The organism is Leptospira inadai serovar Lyme str. 10 (genome assembly GCF_000243675.2).
GTDB classification, from domain to species: domain Bacteria; phylum Spirochaetota; class Leptospiria; order Leptospirales; family Leptospiraceae; genus Leptospira_B; species Leptospira_B inadai.
Genome location: NZ_AHMM02000023.1, coordinates 129,945 through 151,986 on the forward strand (window position 1 = coordinate 129,945; position 22,042 = coordinate 151,986).

The following is a 22,042-nucleotide window of genomic DNA, read 5'->3' on the forward strand; positions in this document are numbered from 1 at the left end:
TGGTCGAGGAGACATTGGAATGGCCCAAGAAAATCATCTGCAGGAAATGCAAAAAGAATGGGATAAATTTTCCAAGTTGGTCCCCTCCATGAAAGTTCCCCCTCCCGCGTTCCAAGAACTTTCCGGTGAGTTTGTTTCTTATGTTCGTAAAAAAGAACTGACTTGCACTTTTTATATCGAACCGAGATTTTCCAATCCGATGGGAGTCTTCCAAGGCGGATTTTTAGCTGCCGCGTTTGATAATACGTTCGGCCCGCTTTGCTATCTGGCTGCAGGGAAACCCACTACCACGCTGGAGCTTAGCGTAAGCTATATTCGCATGGTCAAAGAAAATCAGCGGATTCGCGTTACGGCCAGGGTGGTGGCACGGGGTAATCAGCATATTTATCTGGAAGCGGAGGCTTTTGACGAGGAAGAAAAACTTCTCGCTAAGTCGACGACTCAAGTTTTGATTTTGAAGATTCCTGGCGCCGAAAAACAGGACTAGAAACAGCGTGGATTTTTGCGGATCAAGTTTGCGGATTTTCTTGTGCAGTATTGGGTGGAGTTCCTGTGATTCTTTCCAAGGGAAGTTTCCGAACATGGTCGGTCATTTCTCGCAGGATATTGGCGGTTATATCCTTCATGATTTCTCCCATTACCTCCGTCTCCAATACCTCGGCAATCATTTGTCCGATGTCTTCTCCCAATCTCCGCGAAAGCTCGGATAGGAACGGGAGTCTGGATAAATCTCCTAAAAGAAACTTGGATTGAAGCGACTCGTTAACCTTATTGTGAAATTGACGATTGTGTTTTGAAAAAGCCTGTTTGGCGAGCTGGCTATAATCCAAACGAAGCATCACTTCTTCCACCCGTTCTAAAGAATGCAGGAATACGGCGTCCGCGATCGTATCTACGATCACGTCTCTAAAGCGAAAGGTGATCTCTCTAGTTAAAACTTCGCTAACATTCTGACCGGACGTTCCGAATCGATAGAAAGCGATCGCTAATTTTACGCCGCGGAGCAGCAGGAAAGGTCTTAAGAAAAAGAAGGGAATAATTCCGACGATTTCATACCAATTCGTTTTTAAGTATTTTCTCGGATCTTCCTTCTCCCGCAGTTTTAAAATCAATTCGAGTCCCCAAAGAACGAGAACGATTAGATCGAAAACTAAAACATATGCCGAGATATCCCTATGAATGAATTCCTTGTAAGAATTTACGAATAATAGCAGGAAGACGTCGATAGAAGCGAGAGTGAGCAGGAAGTAGTCCCGTCCCGTTCCGGGAAGGACGCTTCTCCAGTATCGAATTGTACGGATAATTTTGCCGATTCGAGATACTCGAAGAGGTTTGGTTGCGGTATCCGTCATGACAATTAGCCCGGTTCGGTAAGGTGTTTACAAGTTTTTCTAGAACGGCCAATCTGGTCACTAGATTTCGCGAGATGCACTTAGTAGTAGACGGTTTCAATTTGATTTACAAATTTCCCGAATTGGAAGCATTTATGTATTCCGATCGACTTCGCGAAGCTAGGGTTGGGCTTCTTAGGATTTTAGAAGCGTATTCTTCGAAAATTAAGAACCCGAATATACACGTTTTCTTTGATGGAAAGAAAGAAAAAGGAAGCGAGGTAAGAAAGGACGCTTACGGAAATATTCAAGTTTACTTCAGCCAAGATTTAAAAGCGGACGATCTGATCAAGGATTATATCAAGTACTCGCCGAGACCTTCCGAGCTATTCATAGTAAGCTCGGATCAGGAAATTTTACTTTTTGCAAAACGATTAGGATCAAAAACTATCACATCCGAAGATTTTGCAGCGAAAGTCGCCGATGCTTTCAGCGAAAAACCGAGACCAATGGAGAAAGATTCGGAACGAAAGCTTTCTCCCGGCGAAATTCTATATTGGAAAGAACTCTTCAAGAAGGGAAAATAAACGGTGCTCTTCAATTCCATCCTATTTCTTATCTTTTTTTCCGTCGTTTATATCATTTACTGGCTTTTGCCGGATCGGAGAAGACAAGATTTTTTACTGTTTTCAAGCGCCGTATTTTATGTTCTAGGCGCGTCTACGATTTTCGGTGGAGTAGGATTTCTCGCTCATTTTACGGCGATCATAACGGCGAACTACTTCGCTTATTATCGGATTCGAACCTCGAATCACAAAAAGAGGTGGATGATATCCGCCGTTCTACTGAACGTCATCAATCTAGGATTCTTCAAGTATTTTTACTTCATCAATCGAATACTTGCGGATATCACAGGATATCCTTTCTTCGAAGAAATTCCTAGAATATTAAAAATATCCTTACCGTTGGCGGTCAGCTTCTACAGTTTTCAAATGATCGCGTCCGCTATCGACGCGTATCGAAAGCCGGAAGGCGAGATCCTAACTTTAAAACAATTTTTCTCTTTCGTTCTATTCTTCCCGATCTTAATAGTCGGCCCTATATTGAGGATGAAGGATTTTTTTCCGAACTTAGGAAATCTATCTCCTAGTAAGGAAAAAGTCGTTCGAGCGGGCTACTTAATGATCTCCGGATTAATTAAAAAAATCCTGGTAGCAGACCCTGTTGCGAACGTAATCGCACCGGTGTTCGCAAATCCGGGTCAATACGATAATCTTTCCCTCATGCTTGGTGGGTTCGGATATACGATCCAGGTTTATTGCGATTTCTCGGGTTTAACCGATATGGCAAGGTCCGTCGGCCTGATGCTCGGCTTCGAACTGCCGGAGAATTTTAAGGCGCCACTTTTTGCACCATCCGGCCGGGAACTTTGGCAACGATGGCATATGACACTTTCGTTTTGGTTGAGAGATTACGTTTACTTTTCGTTAGGCGGTAGCAAAACGGGTGAGTGGAGAACCTATCTCAATTTAATCATTACGATGACGGTTGGAGGAATTTGGCACGGAGCGGATTACACTTTTATTGCCTGGGGTTTCTATTGGGGCGTTATCCTCGCTGCGGAAAGATTTTTCGTTAAACGGTTCGGATGGGATGACGGAGAATCCTCAAATCGCTTCTTGAACCTAATCAGAGTTCAAATCATATTCGTATTATTCTCTTTTAGCGCAATCCTGTTCAGATCGAATTCCGCCGGAAAAATGGTCCAACACGTCGCGGGATTGATCGTCAATCTTCCCGAAAAACTTTCCGGAATTTTAATAGCAAACGGATCGAGTTGGATCGACCAAGCGACTTCGTTAATTTCCGGACCTTCTCCGTTTAAGCTAGAAAGAATGGAGAATATGGAAAAACTTGCATACTCTTATCTAGCGTTTTTGTTCTTTCATTTCGTACAATATAAACCGGAACGGATTCGAAAAATCGGCGAAAATCGTATCTGGATTTTAGTGCTTTGCGCGATTCTTACCGTATTTGCGATCACGTTATATTCCGAAGATTCCAGTGTTTGCATCTATTGCCAATTTTAGAGGTCGGAACGAATTGATATGAAAGATAAGAAAATTCTTTTAATCCCGTTTTTGATTCTCGCAATCTCGCTGATGATAGACCGTTTTTTGACTAATAGTTACTTTGAAAGATACTATTCCAATACTCTATCTCACTTGAACTATTTAAGTAAAGAGGATCTTTACGAAGATTTAAAGATTTATCTAAAAAAGCCTCCGTCCGAAAGGAAAAAGGTTTTAGTATTTCTCGGAAACTCCAGATCGCTTCTCTTTCCATACCATGAATTGCGAGAAAAATATCCGGATTGGATTCTATACAATTTTTCCGTTCCGGGCGGTTCTCCCGATTACTTCTTGTACTGGGTGGAGAGGATCGTAAAGGACGGATTGCATCCCGATTTTGTGGTATTGGATCAATCTTTAGAAATTTTTAATAAAACGCCGAATTTAGCTCTTGATGAGGTCCTGATCTACGGAGTTTCGCCCGGATTTTTACTTCGTCATTGGAATCGATATTCGAAGGAGCAGTGGTCCATTTTTTTATCGAAGCGAATCTTTCATTCGTATCGCGATCGACCGAAACTTTGGAGAGTCCGTGAACGTTTAAAAAATAATTCCTATTGGGCCAATAATTATGCGGATGCCGTAGTGAATACATTGGAGTCGTTAGCCGATCAAAAGGGGAGCACGTCCAGGGAGGCAAACGTAATCAAACTTCCTCAGGATCAGTTGATTAAAAGGTCGGAATCCGATTTTCAATCCTATTTGAGTCCTTATACGTTTCACTCCGATATGTTGGAAATGCAAAGAGATTCGGTGAAATTATTAAAGAAAGCCGGGATTTCCTACGCGACAATTTGGGTCAGAGTCGCCAGACCGTATTTTAGGCTGTACGGAACCCGGAAAACGAATACGCCCGAGGGACCTCAAATCCCTTTGGACATTTGGCTTACGGAGATTCAAAAGTTCGATCGGGAAACCCAGACAAAACTTTGGGATATGAATCATGATCCGCAATATACCTGCGATGATTTCTCGGATCCGGGTCACATGTCTCCCAGTTGTTATCCCGCGTATGGGGATTACGTTTTTAGGAAATTATCGGAAGATGTAGGACCAAATTAGGTTTTATTTAAAAGCGATTATATTCATCGGTGTAAATAAAGTCCGGATTCGACTTCCTTTTTCTTGGCAGAACCGGCTAAGATATCTACGATTCGTAATGCAAATTCAAAGGCGGAACCCGGGCCGATACTCGTTATGATTTTTCCGGATTCTTCGAGTCTCGAGCCGGTGTATTCGCTCGTTTTTTCCACGGATCCCGGGAAACCGGTAAATTTCTGACCGGAATTTAATATACCGTGCTCCTTTAGAATACTCGGAGCCGCACATATTGCTGCGATCCATTTTCCTTGCTTTTTATAACGATTTAGTAATTCGATTATGTTCGGATCTTTCCCTAGATTTTGCGTCCCTAAATTTCCTCCCGGAAGAACGACCATATCGAAGTCTTCGTGCACGATTTCCGAAAGTATGGTGTCCGGGAGGTGGCGGGTTCCGCGGGAAGCTTGAACGGGACCATCAGAGAGTCCTGCAGTAATGACTTGTATCCCGGCCCTACGGAGAACATCCACAATAACGACCGCTTCTATTTCCTCCATTCCGGTGGCAAAAGGTACCAGAACTTTAGCCATATCTTCCTCCGATCGGAACTTTGGAAGACTTTACCCGCGGTCAGGTTATAAGTAAATCATTTCCTTCTCGTCTTCATCCAAGTAAGGTTGGAATTAAGAAAATAATTCGAGAGCATGGCGACTCCGATGGAGACCAGGTCGCACACAAGTTTGATCGGAATTCCCGCTGAAAAGGAATAATTAGCGAAGACCCGATTATGCAATAATTGATAAAACTCAATCTGCAAAATAAGACCGAATAAGCTAACAGCTTGAAAAATCGCAAACCCCTCTATGGCACGCAATCCCTCATATCTTCTTTCGTAGAACGTGAAGTAATTATTCAACAGAAAGTTGGATATGATAGAAAGCTCGATTCCCAATAAGACGGAACTCGAAATGGGATCTAAAAACGATATTCCCGTATTAATGTCGGGCATGGACAAGAACTCACCGATCAGAAAACCGCCGAGATTTACGATTACTCCGGTTGCTCCTACCATCGCGTAAAGCAAAAAAGTCGGCGAGATCCACTCTCCAAAACGGATATCCAATAGAGCCAATAGAAAATTTCGGATTACCGAATTGTCTAGTTTTGTTTCTCCATGAACCCGCGTACGGAATGTGTAAGGGATTTCCTCAACCTTTAAATCTTCCTTTCCTCGGGCCAGAAATTCCAAAAGAATTTTAAAGCCTCTAGGATTAATGCTGTTTTTGACTTCGGAATAAACGTCTTTTCGAATCCCGAAAAATCCGCTCATCGGATCGGAAACGTTTTGGCGGATCAGTCGCCTCGCCAGTACGTTTCCGAATCGACTGATTCCGACTCTAAATAGAGACCATTTCCCCGTAGAGCCCCCGTTCGTATAACGCGTCCCTAAACAGAGATCATTTCCGCGATCATTCAAAGATCGAATCATTTCCGGTAGAATTCTTTCATCATGTTGCAAATCCGAATCCATCACAACGAAAAGATCACCTTTGGCCATTCCCATTCCGGTCAAAACTGCCGAAGATAGACCTTTTCCCGTAAAGCGCCGAATGACCTTCAATTGAGGAAGGTTTTTTTGCAGATCCTCCGCGACTTCCCAAGTACGATCGGGACTATCATCGTCTACGACGATAATCTCGTGCATAAATCCGGATAGGGATTCGGAGATGCGCTCTGCTGCGATGGGTAAATTCTCGCTCTCGTTGTATGTAGGAAGAATGACGGAAACAGTAGGATTCATCGTATGTCCAAAATCCGAAAAGGATCGGATTCCATCAATTCTAATAAGTAATTAATTGATTACATACTAAAAAATAAGAGATATAAGAAAAAAACTTGGAACGACTGAACTTGAGTCTACCTATATTGAGACAAAAACACAGACGACCGACGTTCAAATGCGAGTTTGCGGAGTAGTGACATTGGTTAGACGGTCAATTCGATTCTAAGGATGGAACCTATAACGGTTTTTATTTGCATTTTTGAGAGCATTTTGAGAGCAAAGGAATTTAAAAAGAAAACCCGTAATCGAATCCAAGAATCAATTACGGGTTGAGAGGTTAGGAGTTCAACGGAAGTTTTATAGACAGCAGAGCAGGGCGCTCGCTGAGCCGTTTCTTTGTGCGATACCGCCGATATATTCACCGTCGTCACACTGGCCCTTGTACGATCCGGATGCCCAGTCACCGCCTCGGGAAGAAGTTCTATTGTCTCCTCTATCGAACCAAAGGGTTCTACAGCTATTCCCTAACGAACGATTGCTTTGTGCGCAAAGTATACCGCTAGTTCCCCACCAACGTTTTGAAAAGCCCGAAACGTAAAAATTTTGCGGGCATTCGTATTTCGTAAAACCTCCCGCCCAATCCCCGGTTCCATGATATCTTGTATTCGTTTCGTTAACGGCTTGCACTGTAAAATTTCTACCGGAATTCCAAAGGGCCCCATAGGTAACATCCGTGCAAAGAGCACGTTGATCCTGGCTGAGTCCGTTCAGTCGAAATCCGTCCGGGCAGGTCCCTTTATTGGCTCCATTATCCCAATCGTTGTTCAGAGTCGAGGAATTGTCATTTCCACCTCCGATGGATAGATTTGAAAAATGGAAGGCGAAAACGGCCTGTCCTTGGTTACCGGAATACGTCAATAGACGATTCAATTGCGCGAAACGCCAATCGTCTTTCAAGGTTCTAGACCAATCGCTCGAAACCAATCCCCACTCATCGTTTCCGTTTAAGGGCCAAAAAGCGAAATCAAGATCCTTTTCGATCAGATAATCGACTAAGTTTTGCAACCATTGTTTATCTTGATTGTTGGTCGTAGAAGGAGAGGCGCCGAATTCGCTTACCCAAACCGGAGCCGTATAATAGAGTTCAGGATCCACCACGTATCCCCATTCGGAATATACGGTGTTACGAAACGTGGTGGGATCCATTTGGTTATAGGTGATATTATTTCCGGAAGTTTTTGGATCCCCATTATTGTTCGGACCGATGTAGCCATAATTATGGGCCGAGTAGACGAGTTTATTAGAGAGAGGTAAATGGACCGGTAGACCTTTTATAGGCTTGAGGTGGGGGCGTTCACCGGAGCCTAAAATCGGAATCAATCCCCACCAATTTATACCTTCCACGATGATGAGCAAATCCGGATTGCTTTGAGTGATTAACCCGCCCAAATCCTGGGAAGCCTTATGCCAGTCGTTCACATCGCCGGATCCCCAATTGGGACTATCTGGAATATAGGAATCGCCGCGTCTTTGCGTTCTGACCTCGTTTCTTAGATCGGCTGCGACGACCATTTTATTATTTTTATAGCGATTCACCATCATAAGCCAATCGGCCTGCCATATATCTGTTGAAGAATTGTAGGCTAAACTCGAACCGGTATGATACCAAAGACCGTTATAGTCGAATCCGCAGCACCATTCCGCCAAGGTCGTATGATTATTTAAAACCACAACAATTCCCGCATCGGTCAGGGCCTGCACGGTTTGGTCGTAAACTTGCAAAGGAGTTAAGCCGCTGAAATGCGGATTCGCACTAATATCCGCATCGGCAACCGGGGTCGCTTGATGCAGCATAACGTTGGAAAAAGGCAATCGAACTGCGTTAAATCCCCATTCTTTGATTAGAGAAACGATCAATGAAATCGGCTGCTTATCCAGCCCAGCCACGACGAAATGAGTGTCGCTGGCTCCGTACCAGTTGACCGCTTTCAATTTAAAACGATTATTAGTCGTGTCTACGATATATCTACCGTTGGTGCTTAAAGGAACCGAGGGAAGGGGAGTTCCTGTAATGGAATACAATTGTTCATGGTTCGCGCTATGGCCCAATCCGATTCCTTGCAAATTTCCGATCAGGGAGGAAAGAGCCCCCAGTAGATTCGGCCCGAACTTTGCCTTATCCGGGGAACAAGAGGTAGTTATTAAAAGGAAAAGAAGAATCGTGTAGATTCTGCTTATTCCCTTATTTTGATTGATAGACATTTCAATTCTCTCCAAGAACCGCTAATAGAGATGTTAGTCCTATTAAAAACAGATTCTTATTTTTCTTTTGGTATAGGTATAGTAAATGGAACCATCTTATAATGCGTTTCTATAGCGAGCGCTAAAGGCTTACAAAGTACTTATATTTTAAAAAAACGGTCGTTCAAAAACATCTGTTTTACTTCCGTTCTTGACGGAGACAGTTTATTAGAGAGAGGGGAAGGAACGATTCTCTGAGGCACAAAGAATAAATGAAAAATCTTTAAGAAAGCAATACCGCAATCCGTATCGTTTGTTCCGATAAGTCGCCGGAATCCTATCAGACTGCGTCGAAGTTGGGAGTGAATCGAATGCACTAGCCAAACGCAGAGCGGAGATTAAATTCGTTCATTCGCTTAAACCTATAACATAAAAGGAGCAGTAAAATACAAACACATGAAAGTATTAAATTTCTTTTTAAAAATAGAAGATACGGAGCATCCGCATAGAATGATCATCCGATTTTTAGTGGGAGGAGTTTTCCTTTGGGAAGGTATTATCAAATTTCTTTACGCGAATCAGGGTTTGGGAAGATTTACAAAACTTGGTTTTCCGGAACCGGGGGTCGTTAGCGGTTTTATCGGCGGATTGGAAATCGTAGGCGGGCTTTTGCTGATTGCGGGATTTCTGACGAAACCGATCGGTTTTCTTTTCGTCGTCGAGATGATTGTAGCGATGATTATGACCAAGGTGCCATTATATTTTGGGACTTCGCCCTTGGCTCCGCCTCAGGCTCCTCCGGTCCTCGGTATTTGGGCGGTTCTACACGAAATTCGATCCGAATATGCGCAAGCATTGGGATCTCTTTACTTGGTCCTTGCCGGGCCCGGACGTAATTCCATCGATGCACTTTTGAAGCGAAGAGCGGATCTGTGAGCAGAGGACAGAGGTCAGAGGACTGAAGACAGTAGCTGCTCGATGTTAAAAAGGTTACAGAGGTAGAGGAAAGATCTCCTATAACACAAGAATCTTTCTTTAGAACATGGAATCTCCGCTCATCAATGTTCTGTCCTCTGCACGGCAAGACACCTTTCGAATTGGAATCGAGTTTATTAGGCATTCTCTATTTAAGGGCTTTTGGATTCGTAAGGTAGGATATTGAATTCGTTTAATCACATTGTTAATAAACCTAATAGATTTATAAAATAAAAATAGGTTATATTAGGAGTCGATTTCGACTTAGGAATTCTTCGAATATTAATACTGCGGTCTGGACGAAAATTCTTCGAAGTATAGTAAGAATAAATTATCGAAAGCAAAACATATTTTAGTCCCCAGTCGTCAATAGAGAAGGACCGATTTAAAAGGAGACATTCATGAAATTAAAGGGAAATACAATCTTAATTACCGGCGGAGCGGGCGGCATCGGGTTGGAAATGGCCTCGCGCCTTCTTGAACGCGAAAACACCGTTATCATAACTGGACGCAATCGAGAAAAACTAAATAGAGTAAAGGAAATACTGCCTAAAATTCATACTATTCAGAGTGATGTTAGTAGCGAAAAAGAAATCGAATCTCTTTACCAAGATATGATCGAACGTTTTCCTAATCTTAACGTGTTAATCAATAATGCTGGGGTTATGCGAGTTGTAAACTTTCACGAAACTCATAGTTCGCTCGCGGAATTTACCCAAGAGATAAACATAAATTTAATCGGCTCGATTTGGATGACAAAACAATTCATACCGCATCTTAAAAAGCGACCGACCGGAGCTATTGTACAAATTACGTCTGGTCTTGCTTTTGTTCCCCTGCCGACCTCTCCCATCTATTGCGCAACCAAGGCCGCGTTGCATTCCTTTGTGCAATCCCTTCGGGTTCAGTTAAAAAACACAAATCTTAGAGTCTTTGAAGTTGCACCTCCCGCTACACAAACGGAAATGTTAGGTCAATTCGAGTCTACCGATATGAAAGGCGTCAGTATTATGAAGGTGGAAGATATGGTCCGAGATACGTTAAAGGGAATTGAAAAGGATTCTTTTGAGATTCGTCCAGGCCAGAGCAATCAACTGAAATTTATGAGCCGCCTGGCCCCGGATTTTATTCTGAGCCAAATGAGCAAATCGACAGATCGAATGCTTGCCGGTTCGAAATAATTTTCTTCACCTAAAGTAAAAGTATAGACATTTCGTATTTGAATCTTTCTTCGAGAATTGAATATGGAAGTTTAGGCTTTTGATTGGAGTTCCTCCGATTTAATGGACGCGAGATACCTGAAAAAAAGGGCGCGCCATTAAATCCAAATGCGATGAAGAATTTCAAAAGAGAGCAGTCGAGCTCGGCCTGAATACAAATAGTCCATTAAATCGGATCATAGAACGTATTTATTAATTACAATATTAAAAATAACCGTTTTATTTTCCTGATTGAGAAGATTTGCGATAGCTCGAAGCCTCAATCTGCCCGGAGAATCATTCTTTGAAACCCGGAAAGCAGGAGAAAATTATAGAAAGAAACTTAACACGATTAAAGAGGTAAAATATTTTCTGTTTGACGATATTGAAAGATATTACGGTAGAAGGGGAGCCTCTCGGCTTTCGGTTATCCTAACCCAGTATAGTTCGGATATAAATTTTTGCACGAACAAGCCTGTTAAATCGAGAGGGCTCCAGCCTCTTGACATAGCATCTCCTCCCCGATCGTCGATGGAAAGTATAGGACCTATCTCCTGCACGGAAGGAAAACAGCTAAACTGGATTAAAGTTCCTCCCTTCCGGCACAAAAGACGCTGATCGCCTTAACGGAATTTAAGACACGTCCTTCGGTTACTTTATCTCTGAGAGAATCTATCTTATCCGCATTCCCTAACAAAGCTGCTTTCAGTTGCTGGGCCGTAGCATTCGGTTGGCATTTCTTCATTTGGACTAATGTGGCGGCTACCAAAGGAGCGGAATAAGAAGTTCCTTCTCCCACCTCAATCTTCCATTGAGTAGGACGGTCTGCGAGTCCTTGCTTGACTGGGTTCATATCAGGACGATTCACTAATATATTTACTCCCGGGGCAGCAATGTCGATCTTACCCGCGCCAAAATTGCTGAAATGCGCCAGTTGAGGAATCTGACCGGTTCCCAAAGAGCCTTCAGACAGAGAAGCAACTCGGATCAAAGGATCCGACACTCTATCCCGATTATTTGTCGGATCGTAGCAATCTGGGCTTGTAGACTCTTCACAAACTTCATCCATGGGCCTACCCAGATTTCCGACGGCGGAGACAAGAACACTCTTGTTTTTTTGTCCAATGAGACTGATTTTTTCGTAGTACTGTTTCTGTAGTTCCTCTCTTTCCCCTGTTGATGAACGCCTATCTCCTCCGAATGAAATAGAAACCGTTACGATCGGATCTTCTTCAGTAAGGACATCAATCCACATACTGATCCAGTTTCTGTATTCTTGTCTTAAAGAAGGAGCCTTGATCAAATTACGTATAATCATAAGGGTTCCGGGCGCGGCTCCCGTCACTCTATCAGATATTAAGGACGCAACCATGCTTCCATGAGATAATGCTGAAAGTGCGAAGCTACTGAGATCCGTTACATTGTTATTGTAGCTCACTCTTTTATACTCTAAAGATTGGTCTTGTAAATAGACAAACCTGTCCACTACTGTTACGGTAATCTCCGGATCATGTTTTTTCGAATAATACGCGGCTAAATAATTCCAAACCTGTTTGGCAAGAGTCTTAAACAGTAATGCCTTGGCACCGCTAGTGAATTCGCAATCCGCTTTTTGATACCCTGTGCCTCTCTTTTGTCGTGAACCGGTTTGATCCGAAGGATCACATTCTTCCGCGTCGTCCGCAAGCGGGCTTCCTTCCTTTCGGACCAATTGGCAGACGGTTGGCTCCAGAAGTCCTTGTATTGCGCAGTGCATCGGATATCCGGTCTCTTCCGCTGCTTGGATCCATTTTTCGTTTTTAAAGACGCCTTCTCCCAGCAACGACACTCTATCCCGATTATTTGTCGGATCGTAGCAATCTGGGCTTGTAGACTCTTCACAAACTTCATCCATGGGCCTACCCAGATTTCCGACGGCGGAGACAAGAACACTCTTGTTTTTTTGTCCAATGAGACTGATTTTTTCGTAGTACTGTTTCTGTAGTTCCTCTCTTTCCCCTGTTGATGAACGCCTATCTCCTCCGAATGAAATAGAAACCGTTACGATCGGATCTTCTTCAGTAAGGACATCAATCCACATACTGATCCAGTTTCTGTATTCTTGTCTTAAAGAAGGAGCCTTGATCAAATTACGTATAATCATAAGGGTTCCGGGCGCGGCTCCCGTCACTCTATCAGATATTAAGGACGCAACCATGCTTCCATGAGATAATGCTGAAAGTGCGAAGCTACTGAGATCCGTTACATTGTTATTGTAGCTCACTCTTTTATACTCTAAAGATTGGTCTTGTAAATAGACAAACCTGTCCACTACTGTTACGGTAATCTCCGGATCATGTTTTTTCGAATAATACGCGGCTAAATAATTCCAAACCTGTTTGGCAAGAGTCTTAAACAGTAATGCCTTGGGCACCGCTAGTGAATTCGCAATCCGCTTTTTGATACCCTGTGCCTCTCTTTTGTCGTGAACCGGTTTGATCCGAAGGATCACATTCTTCCGCGTCGTCCGCAAGCGGGCTTCCTTCCTTTCGGACCAATTGGCAGACGGTTGGCTCCAGAAGTCCTTGTATTGCGCAGTGCATCGGATATCCGGTCTCTTCCGCTGCTTGGATCCATTTTTCGTTTTTAAAGACGCCTTCTCCCAGCAACATTTCCGGATCGGTGTACAGGTCGCTTTTGTAGGAGCCAGGCTCGTTTACTCCTCCAAAGGAAGATCCCTGGGAGAGAGTGCAGGTATAATAATAACTGCTATTACCGGACATGACTCTTCTGCAAAAGTCGGCTTTGCCGTCATTATTCGCATCGATCCAGCCTCGTGATGTGCCCGCTCCCAATTCCATGTTTCCCGATTTGACCGCGGATGCAAAGCCGTTTCCCGTCGAAGAGAGGCATTGGATGGTATTCGAATCCGAAGCATAACAAAAATCTAATTTTCCATCCCCGTTCCAATCCGTCCACCAGCGCACGGTGCTCGGATCATCCGCCTTTAGTCCGGCAGCAATGGGATCGCTCGCTACCTGGGAGCCGAACTTGCCTCCTTCGTTTTTCATGAATAGGATCCTGATCCTTCCATTGGCTTCTTCGATCCAAGTAAAGTCCTTGTCAGTATCTCCGTCGATATCCACCCAGCTAGGAAAGGTGATCTTTGCAGTTTCGCTTGTAAAATTCAGTTTTGCAGTGTTTGTAGAAACGAATTTGTTCCTTTGGAAATTTGACAGGTCATCTCGTAGCCTAGGCCAAAGTTCCCGGCATAACAATAATCCGATCGTTTGTCCCCGTTGATATCCACCCAATATAAGCTGGATTTAATGGAATCAAACCCGCGGGGAAGAGTTCCTTCGATTGCGGCTCCTCCGATATACTCTCCCTTTTTATTTTCTATTATACTAATGCAGCGAACGTTGTAGTTGACGTTTACTCCCGATAATTGAAAATCGAGTCCGCAATAATCCCGGAATTCCATCTCCGGTAATGTCGGTAAATTCAGGCTGTAATAGACGAGACGTACGGCAGATAAAAATTCAGTTTTGCAGTGTTTGTAGAAACGAATTTGTTTCCTTTGGAAATTTGACAGGTCATCTCGTAGCCTAGGCCAAGGTTCCCGGCATAACAATAATCCGATCGTTTGTCCCCGTTGATATCCACCCAATATAAGCTGGATTTAATGGAATCAAACCCGCGGGGAAGAGTTCCTTCGATTGCGGCTCCTCCGATATACTCTCCCTTTTTATTTTCTATTATACTAATGCAGCGAACGTTGTAGTTGACGTTTACTCCCGATAATTGAAAATCGAGTCCGCAATAATCCGGAATTCCATCTCCGGTAATGTCGGTAAATTCAGGCTGTAATAGACCGAGAACGGTACCGGCAGATATGGGTATTTTGAATAACTTACTGAATTTGCCATAATGATTTATGCTACAGCTAAGAAAGGAGGACAGATCCAAATTTGTGGTTTTGTAGCATAGGTCCTCGATTCCATCACTATTTGCGTCCACCCAATATTGCGTATTGAGTCCTAGGATGCTATTCGTTTCCAATCGATCGTTTTTCGTTTCGGGAGAAAAAAGGATGCGTATCGCCTTTGCGACGGATCCGGTATTATCATTGGGAGGGCAATCGCCTCCTAAAACAAAAAGGATCAACAGACAGGATAAAAAAGCGGAATGCAACTTAGGTTTTTTGCCTGCATTGAAAAATGAAAATGAGGAGAAGTTTCTCATACTCATTCATTGGTTTTTAAAAAGAAAATGTATCTGAAAATATTCGGAGATTTACATTGCAGAAGGCAGAACATTGATGCGTCGAGTTTTTACGTTACTCTGTCTTCAATCCGCCGCTGCATTTCCAATGCCACGCTTCTTCAGTCCTCAGGGCGGCGATCCATATAAGGTAGTAATCGATAAAAGTAAATGTTCAGAAGAGTTATTCCTTAAGAGCCTATTTCTCGCCATGCCATTCAGCGCATTTATGACGCGTTTAACAAAGAGGAGCTTGACGATGGCGATAAAAGAATCTTAGCAAAGTCACTTTTACGAAGTTCTAAAGCAATTCAAACACAAGCAATGAGAACGCTTAGTGTTGAATTAATCACCACTCTGAACAAACAAAGTATCCCGTATGCACGAAGATCCGCACTCATATCGTTCGATCTCGCCTTGGCTATACCAAATTCGACTTGTGATAACGTCGTCGCACTCCGACGAAGAGTCCTTACTTAGAGGGCTATAAATGTAATTTTTTATCGATGAAGGCGTCTATATAAAACGAAGGTTAGCGCTTCTCCAAATAGAACTATTTTTTTTAGTTTCTCCGTTTGGTCGAAAGAACTCTCTTTTTAACAAATAAGTAAGGTTTTAGAAAGGACAAACGTGAAGTTGAAAATTATGTCATATTAAAATACGCCCGATATTCGGTGATTCTAATGGTGATGCCGAGCAGAAATCCGATCGCTTCTATCAACAAATCTAAAAATCACGGGAAGGGAACATTATAAAATCTTGAAACTCTTTGAGAAGGTATCTTTTGAACAAATTTGGCCATAATCGACCATGCTGTCTGTCTTCGGAATCAAATATTCACGTATTTTGAATCCCCAAAAAAAATAGGGAAAATTCGTTCTCCTGGCTTGACAAAGTTCAAAGTAAGATTAAGTTCTGTCGAATGAAATTTATTTCCAGTTCCATCCGTTTGAAAAAACTAATCCTATGGACGTTCCTTTTCCTTATACCGGTTTATTCTTTGGTTTCCGAACAACTGCAGATGATGCACCCTGGAAACGCGATAGGAGAAAACTTATCGGCAGTTAAAAAACGAGCGGAGCTTCCTGACGCAACCATTTCCGGCGCCGGATTAAAAGCGGTTGCGATCGTAGGCGAAGTAGATGGGGCCAGGGGACCAAAAACGCAGGAGTTCATTGGTAATATTAAATCTTTAGTAAAAGTGCTCAAAGATCGAGGCGTTACCGTTTCCGAGTTCTATCCTCCTAATAATCCTTGGAAAGGAATTCAAGAAGCTTCGAAAGGCACCCATTTTGTCTTGTATGCCGGCCACGGAATTGGCACAAATTTGAAATCGCCTCCTTACGCGCAAAAGTCTGTAGGGGGATTTTACCTTGGAAAAGAATACGTATCGAACGATCAGATTCAAAACGATCTCAAGGCTGCGAAAGGAGCCGTCGTTCTTTTTTTAGGTGCTTGCTTTACGGCCGGGAATATGGCTTACGACATGGGAGTCATTCGTGATGAGGAAGCTAAGAAACGAATTGCAATGTATTCGGAGCCTTTTTTGAAGGCGGGTTTTAAAGGATATTTTGCGACTTGGGCTCCGTGGACTGCGCAGGCCATTCTCGCGCTCTTGTTTACCGGAAGTAATTACGGTGAGGCTTATTTAAGTCAAACGGAGGAAGAGGAAGTTACCAAGCTATCTCATCCGTCGCAAAGCGCGGCTCTTTACTATCATACCAGACCTCCCGAACCGGATCCGATATACGATTACGCGTTTGTCGGGGCTGTAGACTATGAATTGAAATCTTTCTCTTCGACAGGTGTTTCGACGAACGTTCCGCCACCGCAAAAGAATGTTGTATCCGCACCAAACCAAAAACGTTTCAATAGAATTCTATTTTCCAGTCTTTATTCCAAAGACGAATCAAAATCAATCCAAGCCTTACTGGCGGAGCGAATCCGAACATGGATAACCAAGGTTGGAAACCGACTCATCTAGCGATTGCATTTGACTTAGAAAAGGATCTTATTCAAAGAAAAGCTTCATTAAACTCGGGGGAGGAAGATACCTCTCCGTTGATCTTGGTTCAAGACTACGCCCGGCGAGGTATCGCCGACACAATGGTAAAAGAAGTTGGAAACCCTAATGGAGGCGATATCAATAAGCCTAACTTTCCGAAATTAATGAAATAAGAAATGCGATTAGATATACGCAGAAAGTTCCGATCGCGAAAATATTTGCTTCGATGGCAATCTGCCTCTCGAATAGCATGAAAAAAGTAACTTATGTTAGTGTCCGGCTCCGATGCCTGTCTCGTCGCAAACAAAGTCTCTGATTCTTGCATTTATTAAAAGATCTTCCCATGCTGCAATCTCAAGTCTAAAAAGAGTAGATCGTACGGTTTAATCAATTAAGATTTCGGTCTGATTCGCCGGATTCATTTTAGCGCAGATTATTATGCAAGGCGACATAGGACATCACTTCCGATAATACATATTATGTCGCTTGATACTTATGGGACAGATTACGTCCAAGAACGATCAAATCGACAAAAGACGACTATCGGAAGATGCTTATATTCATTAACTATCTGGCTTTGCGTTTCTCCAGCGCTTGATCCCGTTCGCAACGCTTGTACATTTTATAGTAGGTTTTTCGGCTAATCCCGAATTCATTACAAAATCTCTTTAAAGGCCGATTCTCACAGTTTGGAAATGGGGATGAATTTTATTCTTTCATCCATCATTGCTAGCTCCTTCAAGGCATCTGAACTCTTCCAATGCCTTATATTATGTCACCTACGTTTCTTGATCGAAATGCTGTCTCCCTAAGTCATAACATAATCCGCAATTCCAGATAGTTACTTTACACTTTCGAACTGTGGAAATATAAATGGATCGGAATTTTATCTTTCAGGCGGTAAAATTACCGCTTTCGATCAATCAAAGCAACTTCGATAAGCTCCGAAACTATTTCGGAAGATTGAAAGAATTCGAGCTTTTATCGTAAAGGAAAGATGTTAGAGGCTTTTAGATTCCTATTAAGTTAGCTGGCTAGAAAAATTACTTTCTGGCACGATCAATAACCTTGCCATAAGGAGATTGTCACGATTGTTTTGCTATTATCGGACTTATTTAAGCATTCGCACTTTACTTGTGCGGACTGGCTATAATAGCCCTGGGAAGCGGAAAAGCCAGGTGCCGGCTTACAGCTTTTGTAAAGGCCTCCTTCGACAAGACGATTGCAAGCTGTTTGGATTGCGGCTTCGATATCACCGCCCTGGGATTCGACCCGGTCGGGAATAACGAAGACCGTTGCACTGATAAGGATCGTCAAGGAGATCAAGAATAAGGATTTTTTCATGGGGATTTGCGCCAGTAAATGGGAAGAATGTTTTGGAAAGAAAAAATTTCAAACTAAATTTTTAAACATGCAATAATTTTGGTAAATCGCCGCTAATTTCGTCGGAAATTATCGTCTCATCAATTTACCGCAATCAGTGTCGAAAACGTCGAATTATAGCCCGACACTGATTTTAGGGATTACCGACAGATTTACTAAAATCTGCTACGTTAGAATGCAGAAAACAATGCGAGGAATTAATGCAGGAGATCACTCCGCAACCGGCAGCCAGGTTTGCAATATTACCTATTTTCCTACGGATGCTCACTTACTGTGTGCTTTCGATTTCCATCCTTCTTTTGATTGGCATTGGCGATTGTTACCGTCTTCAAGCCCAAGAAAAAGGTTCTCACGATGATGTTTTTGAATATAAGGTTAAGAAGAATGACACTTTATCCAAAATATCCAAACAGTTTTTAGAGGATCCGGGACGTTGGAAGGAATTGCTTAAGTACAATGAAATTCCAAATCCCTCGCTTATTAGAGAAGGTATAACCTTAAAGATTCCCGGTTATCTTCGAAAAGATTCGATTCCGGCGGAGCCCGTTCAAACGAGCGTGACACCGATCGAGAATCCCGAAGCGATAGCCGAATTTGTGATAGGTACTGCGGAATCCTCTAAGAATTTCAATCCGGCAACGAATACCGAAAAATGGACAAAGATTGTAAAAAACGCGACGTTTTTAACCGATGAATGGATTCGGACGAAAGATAAATCTTCGTTGCGTTTCGCTTTCATAAAAACCGGGATTTCTTTCGAGGTTCGACAAAATTCCGTTTTGAGAATTCTATCTAGTAATAAAACCCAATCCCTTGCGGAGTATAAGAATAATACGGTTGAGAATGCGAAAGCAGTTCTAGTATCGTCCGGATCCCTTGAGTCCTCCGTCCGGGAGAAGGACAAGAGTAAGAAGTATAAGTTATTCGTGGTAACTCCTGTCGCAACTGTGGGCGTTAGAGGGACGGAATTTTATGTGGATTCTACTACTCCTGATAAAAGTACAGTGGGATGTTTTCAAGGAGAATTAGATGTCGGCGCTCAGGGCGTAATAGTTCACGTGCCGGCCGGATTCGGAACTTCGGTTGAAAAAGGTAAGAAACCGACGACTCCTACTCCTCTTCCCGATAGAGTCGAAATCGAATAACAGTTGCGCTTGCAATTGACTCGATGAAGAAATCCGGTTTTTAATTTCGGCCTGGTTATGTTAAATTTTTATAATATTTTCGCCGTTACGACGATCCTTTGGCTTCTTTTTTTAGGGCAGTTCGATTCACTTAAGGCTCAATCGAAAAAAAATTCCACGGCAGCCCCTCTTTCGTCAATTACCCTTAAGTGGGGACAGGTTCCCGGAGTTAAAGGTTATTTAGTGGAACTTTCCGAACGATCGGATTTTGCTACTGTTCTTACGTCTCAAACGGTTCTTGATCCGTTTCTGTCGTTTGGAGAAGAGAAACTTACATTATATGTACGAATCACCGCCATAGGAATGTCTGGTGCAAAGGGGCCTCCATCCAGTGTGGTTTCATTAAAAGAATATTCCGAACGATTTCGAGAGGAAAGTTATGAGTCGGACAGTTTTGTAAATCCGTCGGAACGTTTGGAAATTTTCTTTGGAGATTCTAATTCGAAGAAGGGAGAATCCATTGCGGCGGGAAATAATTCCGAAAGCACTCCTAAAACCCATCTACCCCGGAAAACTTTTTTTAGAATCGATAAAGGTGAATGGTTGGAATATAAAGGATCGATACCACTAGTGAAGGAAGGCTGGGCCGACGTAGAATTTTACTCCGAAGATATAGTCGGAAACCGAGAGGAAGTTAGAACGGTTCGCGTTTTGAAGGACACGACTCCCCCTCAGGTTATTTGGAATCCTAAAAAAATAGGAAACTCCGGTTTGCCTGAGTACCGCTCAGGAGACTCGATAAATTTTGCAATTCAAGAAGCCGGTTCAGGGCTTCGCTATCTTGAGGCGGAAATAAAATCCGAATCTCCGAGTGGGCGGAAAATCGGTGTGCGGCGGATTCGAGAATTCGATGGTTCACCTCCCGTTTTTAAAGGCGAATATAAGATACCGGAATCCTTACAGGAAGGTGTTTGGATTTTACGGTGGATTTCCGAGGACAAGGCCGGAAATAAAAAATCGGGAGAATTCCCGCTCATGGTCGATCAAAAAGGTCCGACTTGCGAAATTGTGCTGCCTGGTCTTCGCAAAGAAAATAATATATTTTTGTTAAATAGCGGATCCGAAGTACATTTGTTTTGCTCCGACGAATATAGCGGAGTTAAGGAAATAAAAGTCTCCATTCAAGGTTCGGTGGCAAAGGAATTTCAATATACGGCGCCTTTTCACTTGCCGATCGGAAAATCAACGTTATCGATCCGAGCAGCAGATCATGTCGGAAATGCGAGTGATTTTTCCTATAAAATCGAAGTACTGGATCCGAATTGGGAAAAAAACGGCACAAAGATTCGGGTTCAGAGGACAGAAGACTGACGCGTTCGCTTTTTCAGAAGACAGAGGTCAGAGGACAGACGCGCTCGCTTTGCTGACGCTAGACAGAAGCTGTAAGGGCGGCCCCCTTCACTTCGTTCCGGGTCACGCTGCTCCGGGCTGCGCTTTCGCTCCGGTCTCAGCGGCTATTTTCTCTTAACATAAACCGTTATCCGTAAGCGCTGCGACTGCTTCGCACCCTACACATCGTTGCCGCTGGCAGAAGACTGAGGTCAGAGGACGGAAGACAGAAGCTGCTCGAGGTTGGAAAAGTTACAGAAGTAGAGGAAAGATCCCCTGTACACAGGAATCTTCTCCAGAACATGGAAACCTTGCTCATCAATGTTCCGTCCTCAGTGAACCGGAGAGTAGAATTTACTTAAAAAACCCCGCCCTTTGGGTGGGGGCCGGAGCGAAGCGGTGGAAAAATTTCCTCTACCACAAACCGATTCTGCCGACAAGAACTTTTCCAAAATGAACCTTGTGGGAGCTCCTACTGGAATCTGGCTTCCGCCCACATCCAACCCCTTAATCCCAATAGGAACGCTTGGTGCTACGCTTTTAAATCAAAAAAAGAATAAGTTGGAATTAAAAAGAAGGGATGCCGGAGCAGGCAGAATCCTTGAAAACGTTTAGAGTAGCGTGACAACCGAGAACTTTGGTTACACCACCCGGCTCTTGTTTCCAAGAGCCGGGCTGTTTTTGTCGTGTTCGAGAAAACTCGAACGTTGATTCTCCTTAAAAAGGAGGTGATCCAGCCGCACCTTCCGATACGGCTACCTTGTTACGACTTCACCCCCTTTACGAGTTTCACCTTAGTAGTCTGTCTCCTTACGGTTAACAAAGACCACTTCGGGTGCTCCCCACTCAGGTGGTGTGACGGGCGGTGTGTACAAGGTCCGGGAACGTATTCACCGCGGCATGCTGATCCGCGATTACTAGCGATTCCGACTTCATGGGGTCGAGTTGCAGACCCCAATCCGAACTGGGACCGACTTTTAGAGATTAGCTCCCTCTTGCGAGTTGGCGACCCTCTGTATCGGCCATTGTAGCACGTGTGTTGCCCTGGACATAAAGGCCATGAGGATTTGACGTCATCCCCGCCTTCCTCCGGTTTGTCACCGGCAGTTTCGTACGAGTGCCCAACTGAATGGTAGCAACATACGATAGGGGTTGCGCTCGTTGCGGGACTTAACCCAACATCTCACGACACGAGCT

At 43.4% G+C, this 22,042-nt stretch carries 19 protein-coding genes and 1 rRNA gene; 10 read left to right on the forward strand and 10 right to left on the reverse strand.

Annotation, left to right across the window (positions count from 1 at the left end):
- Positions 1–19: 19 nt before the first annotated feature.
- Entirely contained in the window at positions 20–487 is a 468-nt protein-coding gene (locus LEP1GSC047_RS13760; RefSeq protein ID WP_010419180.1) for a PaaI family thioesterase, read from the forward strand.
- Between the two features lie 22 nt (positions 488–509).
- Here the strand turns inward: LEP1GSC047_RS13760 and LEP1GSC047_RS13765 are convergent, their stop codons facing one another.
- Positions 510–1,352: a hypothetical protein gene (locus tag LEP1GSC047_RS13765; protein ID WP_010419182.1), complete on the reverse strand. Its 843-nt coding sequence runs from the start codon at positions 1,350–1,352 to the stop codon at positions 510–512.
- A gap of 74 nt (positions 1,353–1,426) precedes the next feature.
- On the opposite strand from LEP1GSC047_RS13765, the gene LEP1GSC047_RS13770 reads away from it, so the two are divergent.
- From LEP1GSC047_RS13770 to LEP1GSC047_RS13780, 3 genes are read left to right on the forward strand one after another with little or no spacing between them, the layout of a single operon-like run.
- Complete coding sequence (locus LEP1GSC047_RS13770) at positions 1,427–1,918, forward strand: NYN domain-containing protein (RefSeq protein WP_039935117.1); 492 nt, start codon at positions 1,427–1,429, stop codon at positions 1,916–1,918.
- Positions 1,919–1,921: 3 nt separating this feature from the next.
- Positions 1,922–3,421, forward strand: coding sequence for an MBOAT family O-acyltransferase (locus LEP1GSC047_RS13775; RefSeq protein WP_010419186.1), 1,500 nt, complete (start codon positions 1,922–1,924; stop codon positions 3,419–3,421).
- A gap of 18 nt (positions 3,422–3,439) precedes the next feature.
- Entirely contained in the window at positions 3,440–4,525 is a 1,086-nt protein-coding gene (locus LEP1GSC047_RS13780) for a DUF1574 domain-containing protein (protein WP_010419189.1), read from the forward strand.
- Positions 4,526–4,548: 23 nt separating this feature from the next.
- On the opposite strand, the gene LEP1GSC047_RS13785 is transcribed toward LEP1GSC047_RS13780, so the two are convergent.
- The 3 genes from LEP1GSC047_RS13785 to LEP1GSC047_RS13795 form a co-directional block, all read right to left on the reverse strand.
- The gene (locus LEP1GSC047_RS13785) at positions 4,549–5,094 is read right to left on the reverse strand and encodes a DJ-1 family glyoxalase III (RefSeq protein ID WP_010419192.1); all 546 of its coding nucleotides are present in this window, start codon (positions 5,092–5,094) and stop codon (positions 4,549–4,551) included.
- A gap of 56 nt (positions 5,095–5,150) precedes the next feature.
- Positions 5,151–6,305: a glycosyltransferase family 2 protein gene (locus LEP1GSC047_RS13790; protein ID WP_010419193.1), complete on the reverse strand. Its 1,155-nt coding sequence runs from the start codon at positions 6,303–6,305 to the stop codon at positions 5,151–5,153.
- Positions 6,306–6,644: 339 nt separating this feature from the next.
- The gene (locus tag LEP1GSC047_RS13795; protein WP_010419195.1) at positions 6,645–8,549 is read right to left on the reverse strand and encodes a glycoside hydrolase family 5 protein; all 1,905 of its coding nucleotides are present in this window, start codon (positions 8,547–8,549) and stop codon (positions 6,645–6,647) included.
- Positions 8,550–8,984: 435 nt separating this feature from the next.
- On the opposite strand from LEP1GSC047_RS13795, the gene LEP1GSC047_RS13805 reads away from it, so the two are divergent.
- Both LEP1GSC047_RS13805 and LEP1GSC047_RS13810 read left to right on the forward strand, forming a co-directional pair.
- Positions 8,985–9,464, forward strand: a complete 480-nt coding sequence (locus tag LEP1GSC047_RS13805; protein WP_010419197.1) for a DoxX family protein — start codon at positions 8,985–8,987, stop codon at positions 9,462–9,464.
- Positions 9,465–9,904: 440 nt separating this feature from the next.
- Positions 9,905–10,684 (forward strand): SDR family oxidoreductase, encoded by a 780-nt coding sequence (locus tag LEP1GSC047_RS13810; RefSeq protein ID WP_010419199.1) that lies wholly within the window; start codon positions 9,905–9,907, stop codon positions 10,682–10,684.
- Between the two features lie 601 nt (positions 10,685–11,285).
- Here LEP1GSC047_RS13810 and LEP1GSC047_RS21695 read toward each other — a convergent pair.
- The 4 genes from LEP1GSC047_RS21695 to LEP1GSC047_RS21705 form a co-directional block, all read right to left on the reverse strand.
- Positions 11,286–13,193, reverse strand: a complete 1,908-nt coding sequence (locus LEP1GSC047_RS21695) for a S8/S53 family peptidase (protein ID WP_238325580.1) — start codon at positions 13,191–13,193, stop codon at positions 11,286–11,288.
- Positions 13,093–13,752, reverse strand: a complete 660-nt coding sequence (locus LEP1GSC047_RS22200; protein ID WP_238325581.1) for an FG-GAP repeat domain-containing protein — start codon at positions 13,750–13,752, stop codon at positions 13,093–13,095. The genes LEP1GSC047_RS21695 and LEP1GSC047_RS22200 overlap by 101 nt, the downstream gene beginning before the upstream one ends.
- Positions 13,753–13,868: 116 nt before the next feature.
- Positions 13,869–14,165, reverse strand: a complete 297-nt coding sequence (locus tag LEP1GSC047_RS22205; protein WP_020988810.1) for a hypothetical protein — start codon at positions 14,163–14,165, stop codon at positions 13,869–13,871.
- 20 nt (positions 14,166–14,185) lie between these two features.
- On the reverse strand, positions 14,186–14,926 hold the full coding sequence (locus LEP1GSC047_RS21705; RefSeq protein ID WP_020988822.1) for a hypothetical protein: 741 nt from the start codon (positions 14,924–14,926) through the stop codon (positions 14,186–14,188).
- Positions 14,927–15,866: 940 nt separating this feature from the next.
- Here LEP1GSC047_RS21705 and LEP1GSC047_RS13840 point away from each other — a divergent pair.
- A complete protein-coding gene (locus tag LEP1GSC047_RS13840; protein WP_020988846.1) occupies positions 15,867–16,928 on the forward strand; it encodes a hypothetical protein in 1,062 nt (353 codons plus the stop codon).
- Entirely contained in the window at positions 16,895–17,122 is a 228-nt protein-coding gene (locus tag LEP1GSC047_RS22210) for a hypothetical protein (protein WP_010419207.1), read from the forward strand. The genes LEP1GSC047_RS13840 and LEP1GSC047_RS22210 overlap by 34 nt, the downstream gene beginning before the upstream one ends.
- 886 nt (positions 17,123–18,008) lie before the next feature.
- Here LEP1GSC047_RS22210 and LEP1GSC047_RS13845 read toward each other — a convergent pair.
- A complete protein-coding gene (locus tag LEP1GSC047_RS13845) occupies positions 18,009–18,293 on the reverse strand; it encodes a hypothetical protein (protein WP_010419209.1) in 285 nt (94 codons plus the stop codon).
- A gap of 239 nt (positions 18,294–18,532) precedes the next feature.
- Between LEP1GSC047_RS13845 and LEP1GSC047_RS13850 the strand changes: the two genes are divergently transcribed.
- Both LEP1GSC047_RS13850 and LEP1GSC047_RS13855 read left to right on the forward strand, forming a co-directional pair.
- Positions 18,533–19,477 carry a FecR family protein gene (locus LEP1GSC047_RS13850; protein WP_010419210.1) on the forward strand — a complete coding sequence of 315 codons (945 nt, stop codon included), beginning with the start codon at positions 18,533–18,535 and terminating at the stop codon, positions 19,475–19,477.
- Positions 19,478–19,534: 57 nt separating this feature from the next.
- Entirely contained in the window at positions 19,535–20,827 is a 1,293-nt protein-coding gene (locus LEP1GSC047_RS13855) for a hypothetical protein (RefSeq protein ID WP_010419211.1), read from the forward strand.
- Between the two features lie 739 nt (positions 20,828–21,566).
- Here LEP1GSC047_RS13855 and LEP1GSC047_RS13865 read toward each other — a convergent pair.
- Positions 21,567–22,042: ribosomal RNA gene (locus LEP1GSC047_RS13865) — 16S ribosomal RNA — on the reverse strand; the annotation flags it as partial.

Excerpts from the sequence above, each read along its gene's own strand:
- LEP1GSC047_RS13760 (WP_010419180.1), top strand. The coding sequence starts at position 20 with ATGGCCCAAGAAAATCATCTGCAGGAAATGCAAAAAGAATGGGATAAA.
- LEP1GSC047_RS13765 (WP_010419182.1), bottom strand. The coding sequence starts at position 1,352 with ATGACGGATACCGCAACCAAACCTCTTCGAGTATCTCGAATCGGCAAA.
- LEP1GSC047_RS13770 (WP_039935117.1), top strand. The coding sequence starts at position 1,427 with ATGCACTTAGTAGTAGACGGTTTCAATTTGATTTACAAATTTCCCGAA.
- LEP1GSC047_RS13780 (WP_010419189.1), top strand. The coding sequence starts at position 3,440 with ATGAAAGATAAGAAAATTCTTTTAATCCCGTTTTTGATTCTCGCAATC.
- LEP1GSC047_RS13785 (WP_010419192.1), bottom strand. The coding sequence starts at position 5,094 with ATGGCTAAAGTTCTGGTACCTTTTGCCACCGGAATGGAGGAAATAGAA.
- LEP1GSC047_RS13790 (WP_010419193.1), bottom strand. The coding sequence starts at position 6,305 with ATGAATCCTACTGTTTCCGTCATTCTTCCTACATACAACGAGAGCGAG.
- LEP1GSC047_RS13795 (WP_010419195.1), bottom strand. The coding sequence starts at position 8,549 with ATGTCTATCAATCAAAATAAGGGAATAAGCAGAATCTACACGATTCTT.
- LEP1GSC047_RS13805 (WP_010419197.1), top strand. The coding sequence starts at position 8,985 with ATGAAAGTATTAAATTTCTTTTTAAAAATAGAAGATACGGAGCATCCG.
- LEP1GSC047_RS13810 (WP_010419199.1), top strand. The coding sequence starts at position 9,905 with ATGAAATTAAAGGGAAATACAATCTTAATTACCGGCGGAGCGGGCGGC.
- LEP1GSC047_RS22200 (WP_238325581.1), bottom strand. The coding sequence starts at position 13,752 with ATGAAAAACGAAGGAGGCAAGTTCGGCTCCCAGGTAGCGAGCGATCCC.
- LEP1GSC047_RS22205 (WP_020988810.1), bottom strand. The coding sequence starts at position 14,165 with ATGGAATTCCGGGATTATTGCGGACTCGATTTTCAATTATCGGGAGTA.
- LEP1GSC047_RS21705 (WP_020988822.1), bottom strand. The coding sequence starts at position 14,926 with ATGAGAAACTTCTCCTCATTTTCATTTTTCAATGCAGGCAAAAAACCT.
- LEP1GSC047_RS13840 (WP_020988846.1), top strand. The coding sequence starts at position 15,867 with ATGAAATTTATTTCCAGTTCCATCCGTTTGAAAAAACTAATCCTATGG.
- LEP1GSC047_RS22210 (WP_010419207.1), top strand. The coding sequence starts at position 16,895 with ATGGATAACCAAGGTTGGAAACCGACTCATCTAGCGATTGCATTTGAC.
- LEP1GSC047_RS13845 (WP_010419209.1), bottom strand. The coding sequence starts at position 18,293 with ATGAAAAAATCCTTATTCTTGATCTCCTTGACGATCCTTATCAGTGCA.
- LEP1GSC047_RS13850 (WP_010419210.1), top strand. The coding sequence starts at position 18,533 with ATGCAGGAGATCACTCCGCAACCGGCAGCCAGGTTTGCAATATTACCT.
- LEP1GSC047_RS13855 (WP_010419211.1), top strand. The coding sequence starts at position 19,535 with ATGTTAAATTTTTATAATATTTTCGCCGTTACGACGATCCTTTGGCTT.